Annotated in this window: 17 protein-coding genes; 12 read left to right on the forward strand and 5 right to left on the reverse strand. The window is 62.9% G+C overall.

Annotated elements, in window-relative coordinates; translation table 11 throughout:
- Positions 1-149 precede the first annotated feature (149 nt).
- Entirely contained in the window at positions 150-1,997 is a 1,848-nt protein-coding gene (locus tag FPZ61_RS06805) for a diflavin flavoprotein (RefSeq protein ID WP_185464888.1), read from the reverse strand.
- Positions 1,997-3,736, reverse strand: a complete 1,740-nt coding sequence (locus tag FPZ61_RS06810) for a diflavin flavoprotein (RefSeq protein ID WP_185464889.1) — start codon at positions 3,734-3,736, stop codon at positions 1,997-1,999. The genes FPZ61_RS06805 and FPZ61_RS06810 overlap by 1 nt, the downstream gene beginning before the upstream one ends.
- A 388-nt stretch (positions 3,737-4,124) precedes the next feature.
- Here FPZ61_RS06810 and FPZ61_RS06815 point away from each other — a divergent pair, with 388 nt between their 5' ends.
- The 4 genes from FPZ61_RS06815 (at position 4,125) to FPZ61_RS06830 (ending at position 8,205) form a co-directional block, all read left to right on the forward strand.
- Positions 4,125-5,465, forward strand: a complete 1,341-nt coding sequence (locus FPZ61_RS06815) for a cation:proton antiporter (RefSeq protein ID WP_185464890.1) — start codon at positions 4,125-4,127, stop codon at positions 5,463-5,465.
- Positions 5,466-5,470: 5 nt separating this feature from the next.
- Positions 5,471-6,337 carry a DUF6671 family protein gene (locus tag FPZ61_RS06820; RefSeq protein ID WP_185464891.1) on the forward strand — a complete coding sequence of 289 codons (867 nt, stop codon included), beginning with the start codon at positions 5,471-5,473 and terminating at the stop codon, positions 6,335-6,337.
- A 506-nt stretch (positions 6,338-6,843) separates the two neighbouring features.
- Positions 6,844-7,842, forward strand: coding sequence for a sodium-dependent bicarbonate transport family permease (locus tag FPZ61_RS06825; RefSeq protein ID WP_185464892.1), 999 nt, complete (start codon positions 6,844-6,846; stop codon positions 7,840-7,842).
- Between the two features lie 48 nt (positions 7,843-7,890).
- Positions 7,891-8,205, forward strand: coding sequence for a hypothetical protein (locus FPZ61_RS06830; protein ID WP_185464893.1), 315 nt, complete (start codon positions 7,891-7,893; stop codon positions 8,203-8,205).
- Positions 8,206-8,373: 168 nt separating this feature from the next.
- Here the strand turns inward: FPZ61_RS06830 and FPZ61_RS06835 are convergent, their stop codons facing one another.
- The 3 genes from FPZ61_RS06835 to FPZ61_RS06845 form a co-directional block, all read right to left on the reverse strand.
- Entirely contained in the window at positions 8,374-8,781 is a 408-nt protein-coding gene (locus FPZ61_RS06835) for an Hsp20/alpha crystallin family protein (protein ID WP_185464928.1), read from the reverse strand.
- Between the two features lie 132 nt (positions 8,782-8,913).
- Positions 8,914-9,516 carry an MEKHLA domain-containing protein gene (locus tag FPZ61_RS06840; protein ID WP_185464894.1) on the reverse strand — a complete coding sequence of 201 codons (603 nt, stop codon included), beginning with the start codon at positions 9,514-9,516 and terminating at the stop codon, positions 8,914-8,916.
- Positions 9,503-10,402, reverse strand: coding sequence for an SWIM zinc finger family protein (locus tag FPZ61_RS06845; RefSeq protein WP_185464895.1), 900 nt, complete (start codon positions 10,400-10,402; stop codon positions 9,503-9,505). The genes FPZ61_RS06840 and FPZ61_RS06845 overlap by 14 nt, the downstream gene beginning before the upstream one ends.
- A gap of 81 nt (positions 10,403-10,483) precedes the next feature.
- Between FPZ61_RS06845 and FPZ61_RS06850 the strand changes: the two genes are divergently transcribed.
- The 8 genes from FPZ61_RS06850 to FPZ61_RS06885 all read left to right on the forward strand — a co-directional run bounded on the left by FPZ61_RS06850 (position 10,484) and on the right by FPZ61_RS06885 (position 16,374).
- Positions 10,484-11,386, forward strand: coding sequence for an MBL fold metallo-hydrolase (locus tag FPZ61_RS06850; RefSeq protein ID WP_185464896.1), 903 nt, complete (start codon positions 10,484-10,486; stop codon positions 11,384-11,386).
- 21 nt (positions 11,387-11,407) lie between these two features.
- A complete protein-coding gene (locus FPZ61_RS06855; protein ID WP_185464897.1) occupies positions 11,408-12,379 on the forward strand; it encodes an integron integrase in 972 nt (323 codons plus the stop codon).
- A 258-nt stretch (positions 12,380-12,637) separates the two neighbouring features.
- Positions 12,638-12,946 carry a nucleotidyltransferase family protein gene (locus tag FPZ61_RS06860; protein ID WP_185464898.1) on the forward strand — a complete coding sequence of 103 codons (309 nt, stop codon included), beginning with the start codon at positions 12,638-12,640 and terminating at the stop codon, positions 12,944-12,946.
- On the forward strand, positions 12,936-13,289 hold the full coding sequence (locus tag FPZ61_RS06865) for a DUF86 domain-containing protein (protein WP_185464899.1): 354 nt from the start codon (positions 12,936-12,938) through the stop codon (positions 13,287-13,289). The genes FPZ61_RS06860 and FPZ61_RS06865 overlap by 11 nt, the downstream gene beginning before the upstream one ends.
- 121 nt (positions 13,290-13,410) lie before the next feature.
- Complete coding sequence (locus FPZ61_RS06870) at positions 13,411-14,925, forward strand: DUF1254 domain-containing protein (RefSeq protein WP_185464900.1); 1,515 nt, start codon at positions 13,411-13,413, stop codon at positions 14,923-14,925.
- 410 nt (positions 14,926-15,335) lie between these two features.
- Positions 15,336-15,599 carry a type II toxin-antitoxin system RelE/ParE family toxin gene (locus FPZ61_RS06875; protein ID WP_185464901.1) on the forward strand — a complete coding sequence of 88 codons (264 nt, stop codon included), beginning with the start codon at positions 15,336-15,338 and terminating at the stop codon, positions 15,597-15,599.
- Positions 15,600-15,763: 164 nt separating this feature from the next.
- Positions 15,764-16,066, forward strand: a complete 303-nt coding sequence (locus FPZ61_RS06880; RefSeq protein WP_185464902.1) for a type II toxin-antitoxin system RelE/ParE family toxin — start codon at positions 15,764-15,766, stop codon at positions 16,064-16,066.
- Complete coding sequence (locus FPZ61_RS06885) at positions 16,066-16,374, forward strand: addiction module antidote protein (RefSeq protein ID WP_221629825.1); 309 nt, start codon at positions 16,066-16,068, stop codon at positions 16,372-16,374. Before FPZ61_RS06880 ends, FPZ61_RS06885 begins: the two co-directional genes overlap by 1 nt.
- Positions 16,375-16,573: the final 199 nt, after the last annotated feature.

Consider the following 16,573-nt stretch of genomic DNA (forward strand, 5'->3'; position numbering starts at 1 on the left):
TTGGTGCTCATGCCCATTGGGTTGGGAGCAACAGCTACGAAGTCACGGCTGGGCCACCTGAACGATCCATGCCGAATGCATCGATCTGTTCATTCCCTTCTGCGCTCCCCTGACCGGCCAGGGTTGTCGCTGTTGTGTGGGTGGTTGGTTCAGTAATTGGCCCCGCTGCGCCGCTTGTGCACGGCGGTGGTGCCGGAGGCATCCAGCAGGGCACCGTGGCTCACTTCGGCGTAGATCAACCAGTGGTCGCCGCATTCCATCCGCTGGCTCACCCGCGCCTCCAGCCAGGCCAGGGCTTCCGGCAGCACCGGTTGCCCCCCCGGGCTGTTCTCCAGCTCCAGGCCGGCGAAACGATCGGCGCCAGGGGGGAAAGGCTGCAGAAACTGCTTCATCGGGCCGCTTTCACGGCCTGCGGCGAGCACATTGAGGGCGAACCCATCGCCCACGTGCAGCAGCGCTTCGACAGCACGGTCCCTGGCCACCGCCACGGTGAACCCCGGTGGGTTGAAGCTGGCCTGGCTGACCCAGCTGGCCACCATGGCCCCCGACAGGGCGTCCTCCCCTTCACCCTTGCGGGCGGTCAGCACGCACAGGGAACCCACCACCCGCCCGAGGGCCAGCACGGCCGGGTTGCTGCGGCTTTCGCTCAGGCCACCGGCGGCCACCCGCTTCTGGCGTTTGTGGCGCTGCTGCAGCTCTCGGCCCAGGGCCGTGCCGGTTTCCTCGAGGCGTTTGAGGGTCGCACCGTCGGGGCTGAACTTCACCCGGATCGGCTCGAAGGCGAAGCGGAAGCCACCGTCGCGCAGCTTGCTTTCCAGCAGGTCGATCGCCTCACCACTCCAGCCGAAGCTGCCGAACACGCCCACCGGCTTGTCGCGGTCGCCCTCCGCCAGCAGGGTGCCCAGGGCGGAGACGATCGGTGTGGGGGCATGGCCCCCGAGGGTGGGCGAGCCGATCATCAGCGCGTCGCAGCCACGGATGGTCTGCAGGAGCTGCTCGGGGGGCGCGAATTCACAGTTCAGGCTCTCGACCCGCACTCCAGTGCGCGCCACCCCCTGGGCCAGGGCGTCGGCGATGGCGGCCGTGTTGCCGTAGGCGCTGGCATAGAGCAGGGCCACCGAGAGCTGGGCTTTCTCCTGGCTCTCCCCCCAGCGGCGGTAGTCGGCCAGCAGGCTGCGCCAGCTTTCGCTGATCGCCGGGCCATGGCCGGGCGCGATCGTGCGGATCGGCAGCTCATCGAGGCGGTCGACCACCGTTTCGACCTGGCGGGCCATCGGTGCCATCAGGCAGTCGTAGAAGTAGCGGCGATCTTCCTCGGTGCTGTCGCGGTTGGCTTCGGCCCAGCCCTCGCTGCAGCGGTGGGCGGCGAAGAACTTGCCGCTCATCAGCAGGCCCGTGCGCTCCTCAAAGGCCACCAGGGCGCTGGGCCAGCGGGGGGTGGGGGTGGGGATCAGGCTGAGGCGTAACCCCTGCGCCAGCTCACGGCTGACCTCCTGCTTGACCACATCGATCGGGGGCAGGGGGGGCAGCGGCGGCTCCGGCTCCGCATCGGCGGCAGTGGGCTTTCGCTGGCTCCAGAGCTCCTCCAGCAGCCGGGCGCCGGCGTTGGAGGCCACCAGCATCAGGGCCGGCCAGCGCGACGCCAGTTCCCGCAGCAGGGCCACCCGGTTGGGGTTGAGGTGGCCCACCACCACCTTCAGCGCCGCGTCCGCCGGCACCAGCTCGCCCAGCCGCTCCAGGAAAGGACCGGAGAACGAGGCCCCCGGTGGATGGACCAGCACCGGCGGCACCATGGCACCTGAGCTGGTGGCGCCAGCCTCGAACAGAAAGGCGTTGGCGGTGGTGCCTCGCTCCAGGCCGTACTCCACTTCGAAGCGGAGGCGGTTGGGGCTGAGGCCCCGCAGGCAGACCAGGCCTGACTCGATCGGCAGCACGATCACACGCCGGTCTGCCGCCGCTGCTGCGGTGGCGGGCGCGGCGGGAGAGGAAGAGGCCATCAGTAGTGGTTGCCCACCTTGCGGTGGTGCACGGCGGTGGTGGCCTCACTGTCGGCCACCGTGCCCTCCTCCACCTCGGCATAGATGATCCAGTGGTCGGGACCCTCCATCCGCTGGGCCACCCGGCAGCCCAGGAAGGCAAGCGCATCCCCCAGTACCGGGCCGCCGCTGGAGACCCCATCGAGGGTGGCCACACCGGAGAATCGATCGGCCCCGGGGGGGAAGCGCTTGAGGAAGTGGCGCAGCAGCTCCTGGTGGTTGTCCTCACGCAGGATGTTGAGCACGAAGCGGTCGCCCACCTGCATCAGGGCTTCGATCGCCCGATCCTTGGCCACGGCGATCGAGAGCCCTGGCGGATCGAAGCTGGCCTGGCTCACCCAGCTGGCCACCATGGCGCTGCTGCGCTCCCCCTGGCGGGCGGTCACGATGTAGAGCCCGCCGCTGAGGCGACCGAGGGCCTTGTCGAGGTCGCCATCGAGCGACTTCATCGCCGCGATCGTGCGGGCGCGGGTGAGCAGCTGGCCCAGGTCGGTGCCGGCCTCCTCGCAGCGCTGGTAGTCGTTGCCGTCGGGCACCTGGCGGATGCGCAGCGGCTGGAACGCCTCCTTCTGGCCGAGGGTCCGAAGCTGGGCGGCCACGCTGTCGACCGGTTGGTCGTTGCCGCCGTAGGCGTCGTAGACCGCCACCCATTGCTTGGGCTTCAGGGCGGCCAGCAGGGTGCCGATCGCTTGCTGCAGTTCAGGATCGGGCTTGGCCGGCCAGGTGGGCACCACCACGGCGCTGGCCTCGCCCACCAGGGCCGCCAGTTCCTGGGGGTCTGTGGCGCGCAGGTCGACGAGCTGAACCTGCGCTTCAGCCTTGCCGATCCCGCGGGCGATCGCCTGGCTGAGACGGTCGCAGAAGCCGTACTGGCTCACATAGCAGACAGCGGCATAGGTTTCGCCGGCACTGCGCTGGCTGCTCCACTCGCGGTAGTCCCCGGTCCAGAGGCCCAGATGGTCGCGCAGCAGGGGGCCATGGCCGGTGGCGATCATCCGGATCGGCGGCAGGGCGTCCATGCGCTTGAGGGCCTGCAGCACGCTGCGGGCATTGGGTCCCATCAGGCAGTCGTAGTAGAAGCGGAAATCGGGGGCGATCGCGCCGGGATCCACGTCGAAGATGTCGTCGCTGCAGTAGTGCAGCCCGAAGGCATCGCAGGTGTAGAGGATGCCGGTTCCGTGATCGAAGGAGAAGATCGTGTCGGGCCAGTGCAGGTTGGGGGCGCTCAGGAACTCGAAGCGGTGCTGCACGCCGCTGGATGGGTTGGTGCCCAGGTCGAGCTCCTCGCCGCTCTTCACGGCGCGGCTGCGGAAGGGCCGGTGCACCTGGTCGGCCAGGAACTGGATCGCCACCTTCGAGGCCACGATCTCGATCTCGGGGTTTCGCTCCAGCAGGTGGCCGATCAGGCCGCTGTGATCCGGCTCGGTGTGGGACACGATCAGGTGATCGATCGCGAGCGGATCGATCTGCTCCTCGAGCAGGGGCAGCCAGGTGCCCGCGAACTTGAGGTGGCTGGTGTCGATCAGGGCGGTGCGCTCACCCCGCACCAGGAAGGCGTTGTAGGTGGTGCCGTTGCGCAGGCCGAACTCGATGTCGAAGCGGCTGCGGTCCCAGTCGAGCGAGCGGATCGTGGTGGTGTCAGGCCCGATCGCCTCGCACTGGAGCGAGAGGCGTTGAGGTGCAGCGGTGGCGACAGTCATCGACGACGTCTGCGTGGGCAACAACTCTAGAAACGCCGTGGGGACTTTCTTGGCTCCACAGGCTCCCGGGGCCAGGCCAGGACGATTCGACAAACTGATGGCAGCCATCAGGGCGCGGCTGCGTCAGCAGGACGGTTCCACCACAGGGATGATCCAGCCGCATCGCTGACCATCACCGGAAGCAGAGGGTTGTCCCCGGCCAAGCCCGGTTGCCCGAACCCCACGGCCTGAGTCAGCTGTCCATGCACAGCCTGGAAGTCAGGCTGGATGGCTCGATTGATCACCGGCGCTGATTGCTGCGATCAAGGCTCCTGTGGTTCTGGGGGCTGGCAATCAGCCAAACGTGGGCATTTCCATCTAAAACTGCTGGCCACCTCTTCTGCACTTGATGGATGTTTTGCCAGCGCTGCTGATGGAAATCGGCAGCCACCAGGTTGAAGTGGCTGAAACCCTGATCGGGGTTGGCCGGTTTCTCGTGATTTTCGTGGCGGCCCGCGCCATCGCCGAGCTGATGGTCCGCCTGCAGCTTCCCACCATTCTGGGCGAACTGGTCGCCGGGGTCTTGATCGGGGTCTCCGGTCTGCACCTGGTGGTGCCCCCCGAGGCCCAGGCCCAGCTCAGTGGTGCGGTGCTCGGCCTGGTGGCGTCCCTGGCGGATGTGACCCCCGCCACCGTGGAATCGATCTACATCGAAACCTTCCCCAACCTCAAGGCGGTGTCCCAGATCGGCCTGTTCGCCCTGCTGTTCCTGACCGGCCTCGAGAGTGAACTCGGTGAACTGATGGCGGTGGGGGTCCAGGCCGGCTCCGTGGCGGTCACCGGCGTGGTGCTGCCCTTTGCCCTGGGAACCGCTGGCCTCTACTACTTCTTTCACGTGCCCTTCATTCCCGCCGTGTTCGCCGGGGCGGCCATGACCGCCACCTCGATCGGCATCACCGCCAGCGTCTTCGGCGAGCTCCAGTGGCTGAAGCGCAAGGAGGGGCAGATCGTGATCGGTGCTGCCGTTCTCGACGACATCCTCGGCATCGTGATCCTGGCGGTGGTGGTCTCCCTGGCAGGTGGCGGGGCCTTCAGCGTGGGTCCCATCCTCAAGCTCTGCACAGCGGCGGTGATCTTCGTAGCGGCGGCTCTGTTCCTCAGCCGCACCGCTGCCCCAGCCTTCGACTGGGTGGTGGACCGGCTCAAGGCCCCCGGCGACGTGGCGGTGGCCAGCTTCGTGGTGCTCACCCTCTGCTGCTTCGCTGCCCAGGCCATCGGCCTGGAAGCAGCGCTCGGCGCCTTCGCCGCCGGCCTCATCCTCAGCGCCTCGAAGCACACCCACGACATCGACACGGCCGTCAAGCCGCTGGTGGCCCTGTTCGCCACGGTGTTCTTTGTGCTGATCGGCACGGGCATGGACCTCTCGGTGCTCAACCCCTTCGATCCCGCCAACCGGGAAGGCCTGGTGGTGGCCCTCTTCCTGCTGGTGGTGGCCGTGGCCGGCAAGGTGGCGGCGGGCTGGACCTACAGCACCGAGGAACCCACCAATCGCCTCGTGGTGGGTCTGGGGATGATGCCCCGTGGTGAAGTGGGCCTGATCTTCCTGGGGCTCGGGACCCAGGCCGGCATTCTCACCCCATCCCTGGAGGCCGCGATCCTGCTGATGGTGATCGGCACCACCTTCCTGGCCCCGATCCTGCTGCGGCTGGTGATCGGTGGTCAGCAGGAGCCGGTGACCCAGCCCACCTGAGGCCCATGGCCACGGGTTCCGTTTATGCGGGCCGGAGGGTCTGTCTCACCACGCTCCACGGCAAGGAGCGGGTTCTCGCTCGTCCCTTTTTTCATGGCCTGGGGGCCGAGCTGGTGGTCTGCGGTTGCGATACCGACCAGCTCGGCACCTTCAGCGGTGAGATCGAGCGTGCGGCAGACCCGCTGAGCACCTGCGTGCGTAAGGCAGCTCTTGGCCTTGAGGCCTCCGGCCTGCGGCTGGGTCTGGCCAGTGAGGGCAGCTTCGGCCCCCACCCGGCGATGCCCTTCCTGCCCGCGGGCCAGGAAGTGCTGGTGTTCCTGGATCAGGAACGCCAGCTCACCGTGGTGGAGCAGCTGCTCGACCTGCGCACCACCTTTTCGAGCCGAACGGTGGAGCCGGCGGACCTCACCACCGCCGGGCTCAGCAACTGGTTGCAGCGGGTGCAGTTCCCAAGCCATGCCTTGATGGCCCGCCCGGCACCGCCGGGCGGCGGCCCCTGCCTCAAGGGGATCCGCACCGCCGCCGCCCTGGAGGATGCGATCAGGCGCTGCGCCGCCGGCTCAGCCGATGGCGCGGTGCAGCTGGACACCGATATGCGGGCCCACTGCAATCCCACCCGCATGGCCAGCATCCGCCGGCTCGGCTTCCAGCTGGTGCGGCGGTTGCGGCAGCAGTGCCAGGCCTGCGGTTCTCCAGGCTGGGGGCGAACTGAGACCATCGCCGGGTTGCCCTGCCGCAGTTGTGGTACGGCCACGCCGTTGGTTGCTCAGGAGCGCTTGGGGTGTTCATCCTGCGGCCATACCGAAATCAAGCCACGGCGGGATGGCCGGCGAGAGGCTGATCCGATGCACTGCCCCTGGTGCAATCCCTGAACGGAGTGTCTGGCGGGGCCGGGATCTCCAGGATCAGTGGTTCGGGCCGGTTGGTTGGAGTAACTCAGAACAAAACGACTCACTCTGCTGTTGGGGCCACCACAGCACTTCGCGCTGATCACACTGCCTTATGCATCCAATCTGAGATGCTGTAGGCCTCAATGGACGCATTTCGGCAGTCAGGCCTTAGGCTTTGCGGACTCAATTCCAGGCCAAATTCTCTCCCGTAATTTGAGGACTAGGGGTTTATTTCCGGGCTTCCAGTGGCCCACTCATCACGGTTGACTTGATTTTCGATCAGCGGATCTTTTCCCCTCCTCTGTGATCCTGCTGGTCAGGCCATCTTCACTCTCTTGCTCACCTCACCGTGCTGATGACTCCGTCTCTGGCCCGTTCCCCTCCACCAGGAGGATCTGGGTTCCAGCTTTCCGCCTCATTCCTGGACCAAAGGCAGCGTTCTGTCTGCCATTGGTTTTTCTCCTTCAAGCCCACCTAGAGGATCAAAGGTGTCCGACTTTTTCACGCTCTTTCTCAAGCAGGTTCAGTCTCCAACGCTAGGCTTCCTGATCGGTGGCATCGTCGTGGCCGCCCTGGGAAGCCAACTGAAAATTCCGGATTCGATCTACAAGTTCATCACCTTCTTTCTGCTGCTGAAGGTTGGATTGAGTGGCGGCATCGCCATTCGTAAGTCCAACCTGACTGAGCTGCTTCTGCCGGCCCTGGCGGCGGTGGTGCTAGGCATCCTCATCGTGCTGATCGCTCGGTTCACTCTGGCGAAACTATCTGGCATCCGATTCGTCGATGCTGTGGCCACGGGTGGTCTGTTCGGAGCCGTGAGTGGTTCCACTCTTGCCGCCGTTCTTCCCCAGTTGGATTCAGCAGGCATCGAGTACGAAGCCTGGAGCGCCGCCCTGTACCCCTTCATGGACATCCCTGCGCTGGTGACAGCGATTGTGGTGGCGAGCATCTATACAGGGCAACAGGCTGGCAGCTCATCTGACAAAGTTGAGATCTGGACGATTATCAAGGAGAGTCTGCAGAGTTCAGCGGTTACGGCGTTGCTGCTTGGCGTTGCTCTTGGCGTTGCCACCAAGCCTGAGCCTGTGTATGAGAGCTTTTTCAATCCGCTGTTCCGGGGCTTCCTCTCGATTCTGATGATCATCATGGGGATGGAGGCCGCCCAGCGTATGAATGAGCTGCGCAAGGTTGCCCAGTGGTTTGCCATCTATGGCTTTTTTGCACCGATCCTGCATGGCTTCCTGGCCTTCGGGATGGGCCTGGTGATTCACAAGATCACCGGCTTCAGCATCGGTGGTGCTGTGGTGCTGGCTGTGATCGCTGCCTCCAGCTCTGACATCTCGGGCCCGCCCACCCTTCGTGCAGCCATTCCCTCGGCGAATCCTTCTTCCTACATTGGTTCTTCCACCGCCATCGGAACTCCAGTGGCGATCGCCATCTGCATCCCGCTCTTCATCGGGATTGCCCAATCCATGCTTGGTGCGTAAGCTTGCTCGCCCAGTTGTTCATTCATCTTTCACTCAGAGGCCACCATCATGAGCCAGCAAGTCTGGAAGCTCATCATCATCACAGAAGAGATTCTGCTCAAGAAAATCGCCAAGATCATCAAGGAGGCTGGCGCCAGCGGCTACACCGTTCTGGCGGCGGCAGGCCAAGGCAGCCGAAATGTCCGCTCCACGGGCGAGCCGAGTGTGTCCCACGCCTTTTCCAATATCAAATTTGAGGTGTTGACGTCGTCCCGTGAGTTGGCTGATCAGATCCAGGAGAAGGTGGTGGAGAAATACTTTGAAGATTACTCGTGTATCACCTACATCTCTACGGTGGAAGCACTTCGGGCGCACAAGTTCTGATCTTGCCCCACCAGGCCTGATCTGATTCGATTCCCGGTTGTGTACCCATCCATGGCCGGGATTTTCCCGTCCGCGTGACCCAAGAAAAAGCCCCGGCGCTGGGGCCGGGGCTTGGGTCCTCTTGTCTCGATCAACGCCTTGGGCGTTGCTCTCAGCTCTCCGGTGTGATCAGCTCTCCACCTTCACCACCACAGTGCTGTGGGTCTGGGCTTTGGGGGCCGTCACGGTGAGCAGGCCGTCGCGGTAGCGGGCTTCGATCCCCTCCCGCTGCAGGCCCATGGCAAACCGGAAACTGCGGCTCCAGGTGCCATAGCGGAATTCGCTGTGGATGGGACCACCTTCCTTGGCGTCGTCACTGCCGCTGCTGGTCTGGGAGCGGCGCTCGGCGCTGATCAGCAGGGAGCGGTCGGTGGCTTTCACTTCGATCGAGTCTTTGTCGACGCCGGGCAGTTCGAGCACGACCTCGTAGGCCTGATCGGTTTCATGCACTTCGGCAGCTGGTACACGCTCGGCCTGGTTGACCTGTTGCTCCAGACGCTCGAGCAGATCAAAGGGGGAATGGCGCAGGGTCAGCATGGTGGTGTCCTTCACTAATGAGAGTTCCGGGTGGTTCCGGATCACCCGCATAGCCAATGTGGATGATCCAAATGAGATCAAGGGATGAAGAAACCGTCCGGTTCGGTACGGTCTACCCCCAGAAGTCGGTCTCTACACCAGGGCTGGAGGGAGAACCGGCAAGGGTGCTTCCGGCAGCCACCACCAGTTGGAGAAGGCGGCCGCCTGGCCGCGGTCGCGCCCCTGGAGATCGCGCAGGGTCCAGAGGCGGGCGCCGCTGATCACGAAGCGGCGGCCGTGGCTGTCGATGCGGATGCCGGTGTAGCCGCTGATCGCTTCCTGGGCCCGGGCGCTGGCCAGCAGGCGGGCGCGGCCGGATCGCTCGGCGGGCTCGGCTGTGAGCCGGGAGGGCATGCCCACCATCTCAGCCCAGGGGCGGTGCCAGAGCACCAGGGCGGCGCGGTTGGCGTAGATCAGCCGGGGGTCGTGGTCGAGGCGCTCAGCGTTGCCGTCGTGGGCGAGCACCACGGTGGAGGCGGCAAACAGCTCCTGAGCCCGCTGACGGGCAGCGCCCTTTGAGGGCTCTGGGCAGCCTGGGGAGCACAGCCAGCTGGAGCTGGAGGTGGTGGTGGCGGCGATCAGGGGCCGGCCGAACGCCCGCTGGTGGGAGTGTTGCAGCCAGGTGGCCTGCTCGATCGCTCCGGGGCTGAGCCAGGGGGCTTCGCCGGGGGGTGAGCCGGGCTCAGTCACCGGCATCGGCACTGCCGCCTCCCATCGCCTGGGCCAGGGCAAGCTGGCTGACCCGGCCGGCCTGGGCCTGAAGCAGGCTCAGGAAACGGTGGTTGGCCTCGGGGAACAGAGGTTCGGTGGCCAGGGGCAGCTCGCCGGCTTCATCGAGCCCGGTCTCTCCCTCCATGGCCGGGGTGATCACCACCAGATCCGGATCGAGCGCTGAGGTGTACGACCACCAGCGGCTCGGGTCGCTCACGGCGGGGTGGACGGGGTGCGGCACGTGGGCGGCGGCCCGGCGCTGGCCGCTGGCGGCTGCAGCCAGCTGCTTGCGTCGGCGTTTGGCCAGGTCGGCCAGCAGCTGATCGCGGGAGCGTCCGCGCAGCTGGAAGAGCACGAAGGGGTCTTCGCTGAAGCGATCACCCATCAGGTAGTAGACGGCGCTGACGTGCTTGCAGGGGTTGGCTTTGTCGGGGCAGCTGCACTCGCTGCGCACTTCCTGCAGCTTGAAGGGAAACAGGCGGCGGCCGCTGGCGGCGAAGGCGCGCTCGATGTCCTGGGGCATCTGGCCGGCCAGCAGCTGCGCCGACCAGCGGGCCTTCTGGCCGAGGGCCTCGAGCACGTAGCCCCAGTCGTCGTCGCTGAGGACATCCAGCCAGAGCTTCACCTTGTAGGGATCGGCCTCGGTGCCCTGCACGCGGGCATGCACCCGCCGCCCCTCGAAGCGGATCGAGAGCACGTTGCCCTCGCGCACGTACGACCAGGCGCGCTCGAGACGTTTCTTGTAGCGGTAGGAGTTGATCAGCTCCATCCACTGCTCCACCCACCAGGGCTGTTGCCCCAGGCCCTGCTGGCCCAGCTGGGTGGTGATCGGGCTGCCGCCGAAGGCAAGGCCGGTGCCGGAGTTGGTCATGGAGAAAGTATGCCGAGTCGGGGGATCCCCGGACGCCGCACGCCTGTCCCCGCCAGGCTGAAGCGGTGCTGCTGACTGAGCGTGGCCCGTCCTGCCGAGCGCCTGGCCGCCAATGTGGCTGGTCCTTTCTACGTGGATGCCAGCTGCATCGACTGTGGCACCTGCTGGCAGTTCGATCCTGCTCACTTCGCCCCCACCGGCAGCACATCGCACGTGCGGGCCCAGCCGGCCGGGAAGACGGAGACCCGCGCAGCGTTGCTGGCGCTGCAGGCCTGTCCGGTGGCGGCGATCGGCGCCACCCGGGAGCTGCTGGAGCAGACGACCGCCGACGGCTTCCCGGCGCTGGTGGCGAGCAGGCTTGAGGGCAACGTGCACTACTGCGGCTGGGCATCGCGCCGGAGCTTCGGGGCCAGCAGCTGGCTGATCACCCGCCGCCGCAGCGATGGCCGCGCCAACAACGTGCTGATCGACTCCCCGCGCTGGAGCGCCCCCCTGGCCCGCCGGATCGACGCCCTGGGAGGCGTGAGCCGCATCCTGCTCAGCCACCGCGATGATGTGGCCGACCACGCCGCCTGGGCCAGGCACTTCGGGGCCGAGCGCTGGATCCACAGCGCTGATGCCGATGCGGCACCGCAGGCGGAGCATCGTTTCGAGGGCTCGAACCCCCTGGCGCTTGACGATGACCTGCTGGTGGTGCCGGTGCCAGGGCATACGGCCGGCTCCGTGGCGGTGCTGTTCGCCGGGCAGGTGCTGTTCAGCGGCGACCATCTCTGGTGGGGCGTGGATCCGCCGGGGGTGATGGCCTCACGGCGGGTCTGCTGGTGGAACTGGGACGAGCAACTGCGATCCGTGGAGCGGTTGCTGGAGTTCGACGTGCGCTGGCTGCTCCCCGGCCATGGCCGCTGGCATGCGTTGGCGGCAGGGGAATGGCGCCGGGAGCTGGAGCAGATGCTGGCGCGGGAGGGACAGGGCGGGGAACTCTGAAGGTGGATGTGCGTTGAACGCATGGCTCAGGCTTCAGGCCCACGGCTGATGGATCGTTTCCGGGAGGAGATGCAGGTGAGGCATTACGCCCGGCGCACGATCACCAGCTATGCCCAGTGGGTGAAACGCTTCCTGCGCTTTCACGGCATGCGGCATCCGAGGGAGATGGGCGAAGAGGAGATCAATGCCTTCCTGTCTCATCTGGCTACGGAGGGTCAGGTGAGTGCTTCCACGCAGAACCAGGCGCTGTCGGCCTTGTTGTTTCTCTACAGGCAGGTGCTGGGCGGTGATGTAGGGAACCTGGAGGGGGTGGTTCGCGCCAGGCAGCGCAAGCGATTGCCGGTGGTGCTCACGGTGGCTGAGGTGAAGGCGGTGCTGAGTCAGCTCGAAGGTGTCGAGCAGCTCGTGGCGCAGCTGTTGTACGGCAGCGGCCTGCGGCTGATGGAAGCCCTGCGGTTACGCGTCAAGGATGTGGACTGCCAAACCCGGCAGCTGACCGTCCGCAGCGGAAAGGGTGATAAGGACCGCGTCACCGTGCTTCCAGCCAGTCTGGTGGAGTCCATCCAGGCCCATCTGCTGGATGTCCAGGAGATACACCGGGCGGATCTGGCGGCCGGGTGGGGCCGTGTGATGTTGCCCATGGCACTGGGACGCAAGTATCCGAACGCAGCTTCAGAGTGGGCCTGGCAATGGGTGTTTCCGCAGGCTCATCGATGGCGTGATCAGAAGAATCGAACCGAAGGCAGGCACCACATCGACCCATCCCTGATACAGAAGGCCGTGAAAAGAGCCATGCTTAGCGCAGGAATCAGCAAGCAGGCCAGTTGTCACACATTTCGGCATTCGTTTGCCACCCACCTGCTGGAGCGTGGCCATGACATTCGAACTATTCAGGAGTTGCTTGGACATAGTGACGTGAAGACGACCATGATCTATACGCATGTGCTGAATCGCGGCCCCTGTGGGGTGATGAGCCCAGCAGACCTTTTGTAGCGAAATAAACATTTGGTTCTCGGATCTGCCTAAGTTCCCGTGAGGGATGGGGCAATGCCAGAAAGGGCCTTATGCTGGAAGGGATTTCAGCTATCGGATAGGGGGATCTTAGGGTTCTTATGCGGCCACTGGGACTGGGCAGGGGGTGGATACCGGACCCGTCGAAATACTGTTAGTTTGACCTTGCAAAGCCCTTGATGCAGGTTCTCTTGGTGGGGTGCCTGGGTTTCAGGTTACAGTGGGCTTAGGAGGTGTGTCATGTCAGTCCTTATTGACGAGAAGCTAGAGGAGATCGCCGCAGCTTGCAAGCGATATGGGATTGAGCGTCTGTTTGTCTTTGGCTCAGCTTTGAGAGAGGACTTTAGGCCTGGAGAGAGCGATATTGACCTTCTTGTTGAGTTTGGCCCACTGGATATCACCAAGCGATTCCATGTTTACCTTGACGCTCGCGAGGCGTTCAGGAATATCTTTCAGTCTGACGTTGACTTGGTGATGCAGGGAGCGGTGAAGAATAAAGTTATTGCAGGCGAGATTGATCGTACAAAGCAGCTGGTTTATGGCGCGTGATCAATCCGCCTATTTGCAGGATGTCCTTGATGCCTGCAATTCGATTGAAGACGTCATGAGCGGCGTCTCGTTGGAGGACTACCGAAGCACGCGTGCCGTGAGATCTGCTGTCGAGCGAGAGTTCATCATTATTGGTGAGGCCCTTAGAAGGGTCAGAAGCCTTGATGAAACGCTGTTTAGCTCCATATCCAATTCTCGTGCGATCGTTGATTTTCGAAACCTGCTTGCTCATGACTATGGAGCAGTTGATGACGATGCAGTTTTCGGGCTTATCTACTCAGACCTGATCGTGCTGAAGGCGGAGGTCAGCGAGTTGTTGGATGACTGTCATGACGCAAACTAACCATGCCATTCACCTGAGCCGCATCCGTGGCGTTTCTGATTCCTGCCCGAGCTCGCTGCGGCCAGGTGATGGCAGCGTTAGCTGTCATCCCTTAGCATAATCTGAAGCAGAACTTCTTACCATGAAACTCAGCAGACTTGGCTTAAGCTCCGCGCTCACGTCCTTGATAGTTTTATCCGCGTCTGCCTCGGTTTCAGCACAGGAACCAAAATATAAGGCTGATGTCCCGGCATCGGTCACAACGCCGGACAAGGTTCAAACAGAACTTCTTGGCGAACTTGAGTTCGTTGACGGCATGCCGAGCAAAGCCACCGTCAAGAAGGCCTACGATTTCCTTGACTTTTCCCGTGGCACGCAAGCTTTCCTCGATGGCATACCTGCTGCATCGATTTATGCGCTGTTGGAAGGTTTCAAGAAAGCAGGTGTCAGCCCGGGAGATCTAGGCATTTTCGAGAATCTGATGGATGCCCGATCTCTGTTCCTAACACCTAACTCAACAACCGTTTACGCCATGGCAGAGGTAAACGTCAAAGATGGGCCTATCGTCGTGATTATCCCGCCAGGCGTTTTAGGACCAGTTGATGACGCTTATTTCCGCTTTGTCACGGATGTCGGTGCGACCGGTCCGGATCAGGGCAAAGGGGGTAAGCACCTCTTTGTGCATCGTGACTACAAAGGAGCCATTCCCGAAGGCTACTTTGTTCAGCGCACACCGAGTTACCGTAACTTGATGTTCTTCCGTGCGTTCGTCAAAGATGGCGATTTGAAGTCTGCGGCCGATGGCGTGAAGGCACGCTTCCGGATGTATCCGCTGGCGAAGGCGGTCAGCCCACCCCAACAGCGTTTCGTGAACTTGTCGGGCAAGCAGATGAACACCGTCCACGCCAACAACTTTCAATTCTTCGAAGAACTGAATGCTGTCATCCAGTACGAGCCGGCCGACTCATTTGACCCGGAACTAGTCGGACTCTTCGCCTCGATCGGTATCAAAAAGGGCGAGCCCTTCGCGCCCGACGCACGAATGAGAAAAATCCTTACCGAAGCGGTTGCCGTGGGAAATGCCACCGCACGTGCCCTGAGTTTTGCACCGCGCAAGCAAAGCGTATTCTTCTATCCGGATCGGAAGTGGACATCACCGTTTGCCGGTATGAGCTCAGAGTTTCTAAACAACGGGGAACGCGTACTTGATGACCGCATTTTCTTCCACTACGTAGCAACAGGAATTACTCCGGCCATGGCCGCGCCAAAGGTGGGCACCGGCTCCGTCTACGCATTTGCCGCGCAGGACTCTACGGGCGAATACCTCGATGGCGGCAAGACCTATTCGGTCACACTGCCGGGCCCGGTTCCGGTCAATAACTTCTGGTCGTTCATGGTCTACTCCGGGCAGCACCGTTCGATGCTCGAGACTGATCAAAAGCTGGCCGGCCTCGACAGCAACAACCCGTCTTTGAAGGCGAATTCCGACGGTTCCTATACCGTGTGGTTTGGACCCAAGGCTCCGAAAGGCAACGAGGGTAACTGGATCCAGACGATGCCGGACAAGAGCTACAACGTTCTGCTGCGTCTCTACGGGCCGCTTCGGCCATGGTTCGACAAGACCTGGAAGCCCGGCGATTTCCAGCTAGTGAAGTGATTTGTGCTTCTACATCATGAGCAGTTCATCTCAATCAGACAGCTAACATCCAGATGCAGAAGACGGGAGCGAAGGCTGCATTCTCGCCAGTTGCTTCTTTCCCGCTTCTGATCTGGGGCGTTAGAAGGATCAAGGGAAAGCCAGGCACTTCAACGTCTTGACGTTTTGGCGTCAAAGGGGCTAGTGTCGGAGCATGGATGAAACAAAACGGGCCACCATCTACTTCGACGCGGAAGTTCATCGTGCACTGCGCCTAAGAGCTGCTGCATGTAGCCGGTCAATATCGGACATGGTCAATGAAGCAGTGCGAATGGCATTGGCAGAAGATGCTGATGATTTGAGAGATGCCGATCAGAGGCAAGATGAGCCAAGCTTTAGCTTCGAAGAGCTTGTCACAAGTCTGAGGAATAGTGGTCGACTATAGCCTCTCGATTAAGCCATCAGCCGCCAAAGAATTACAGGCTTTATCAGACAAGTCAACGCTCAAACGATTGATTGAGAAGATCAAAACACTTGCAACTCGGCCACGCCCACTAGGCGCTGAAAAGCTTGCGGGCAGACCTAGGCTCTATCGAGTTCGCCAAGGGAACTATCGCGTCATTTACTCTGTCGATGATGAAACGCGAGTTGTCGTCGTTGTGAAGGTTGGCCACAGAAGAGATGTCTACAAATGAGTAGACCTTCTAACATCAAGATACAGAAGGCGGGAGCGGAGGGTATCGCCTATGCCAGACTCACTGCCCGCTTCTGATCTGGAGCGTTCGAAGGATGTGTGGACCTTGTCGTGACCCAGCAAGGCAACGTTGCCCATTCGTAGCCAAGAGGCTACAGTTGTCGGATGGTTGAAGCCCGCCAGACAGAGCGGTTCGTCCGATGGCTTGCGGGTCTCCGTGATCTGAGGGCCCGAGCGAAGGTTCTGGCCAGGATCGAGCGCCTCATCGGTGGCAATCCTGGTGACGTCAAGCCCGTTGGGGCGGGCGTGTCGGAGTTGCGGATCAACTACGGCCCTGGATACAGGGTCTACTACCTGCAGAGGGGAAACAAGTTGATCATCCTTTTGGCTGGCGGAGATAAGAGCTCACAAGCCAAGGACATTGATGAGGCCCTTCTGTTGGCAGCCAACCTGACGGAGGAAACCTGATGAAAACCACGACCACCCTCTACGACGTCGCCGAGTATCTCCGAACACCTGAGGAGATGGCGGCCTACCTGGAAGCCTGCATTGAGGAGGCGGATGGAGATGCTGCCTTCATTGCCAAAGCCCTGGGCGACATCGCGCGGGCCCAGGGGATGACCCAGGTGGCCAGAGACTCGGGGCTTTCCCGGGAGAGCCTCTACAAAGCCTTGTCTGGAGAGCGCAGTCCGAGCTTTGACACCATCCTGAAGGTGGTCACGGCCCTTGGTCTGAAGTTGAGCGCGAGTGTGAGAAGCGAAGCGGAGGTGACTTGAGCTTTGAAGATGAGGCGTAGGTCCGCAAACGCTGCCTCTGGAGATGCGACCCCTTCGAACAACCCCCTGGAGCCCCCGCTCCCAGCGAAGTTGTCCCCTCGGTCCGCCCGCCCCCCGGGGGCTCCACCCAGGACTGATGAAACCGCCGTATGACGCCGCCGTGCGAGCCGCGATCCGCAAGCGGATGAGCCCGCCCAAC

This window comes from Synechococcus sp. BSA11S (assembly GCF_014224355.1).
Classification (GTDB): Bacteria; Cyanobacteriota; Cyanobacteriia; order PCC-6307; family Cyanobiaceae; genus Regnicoccus_A.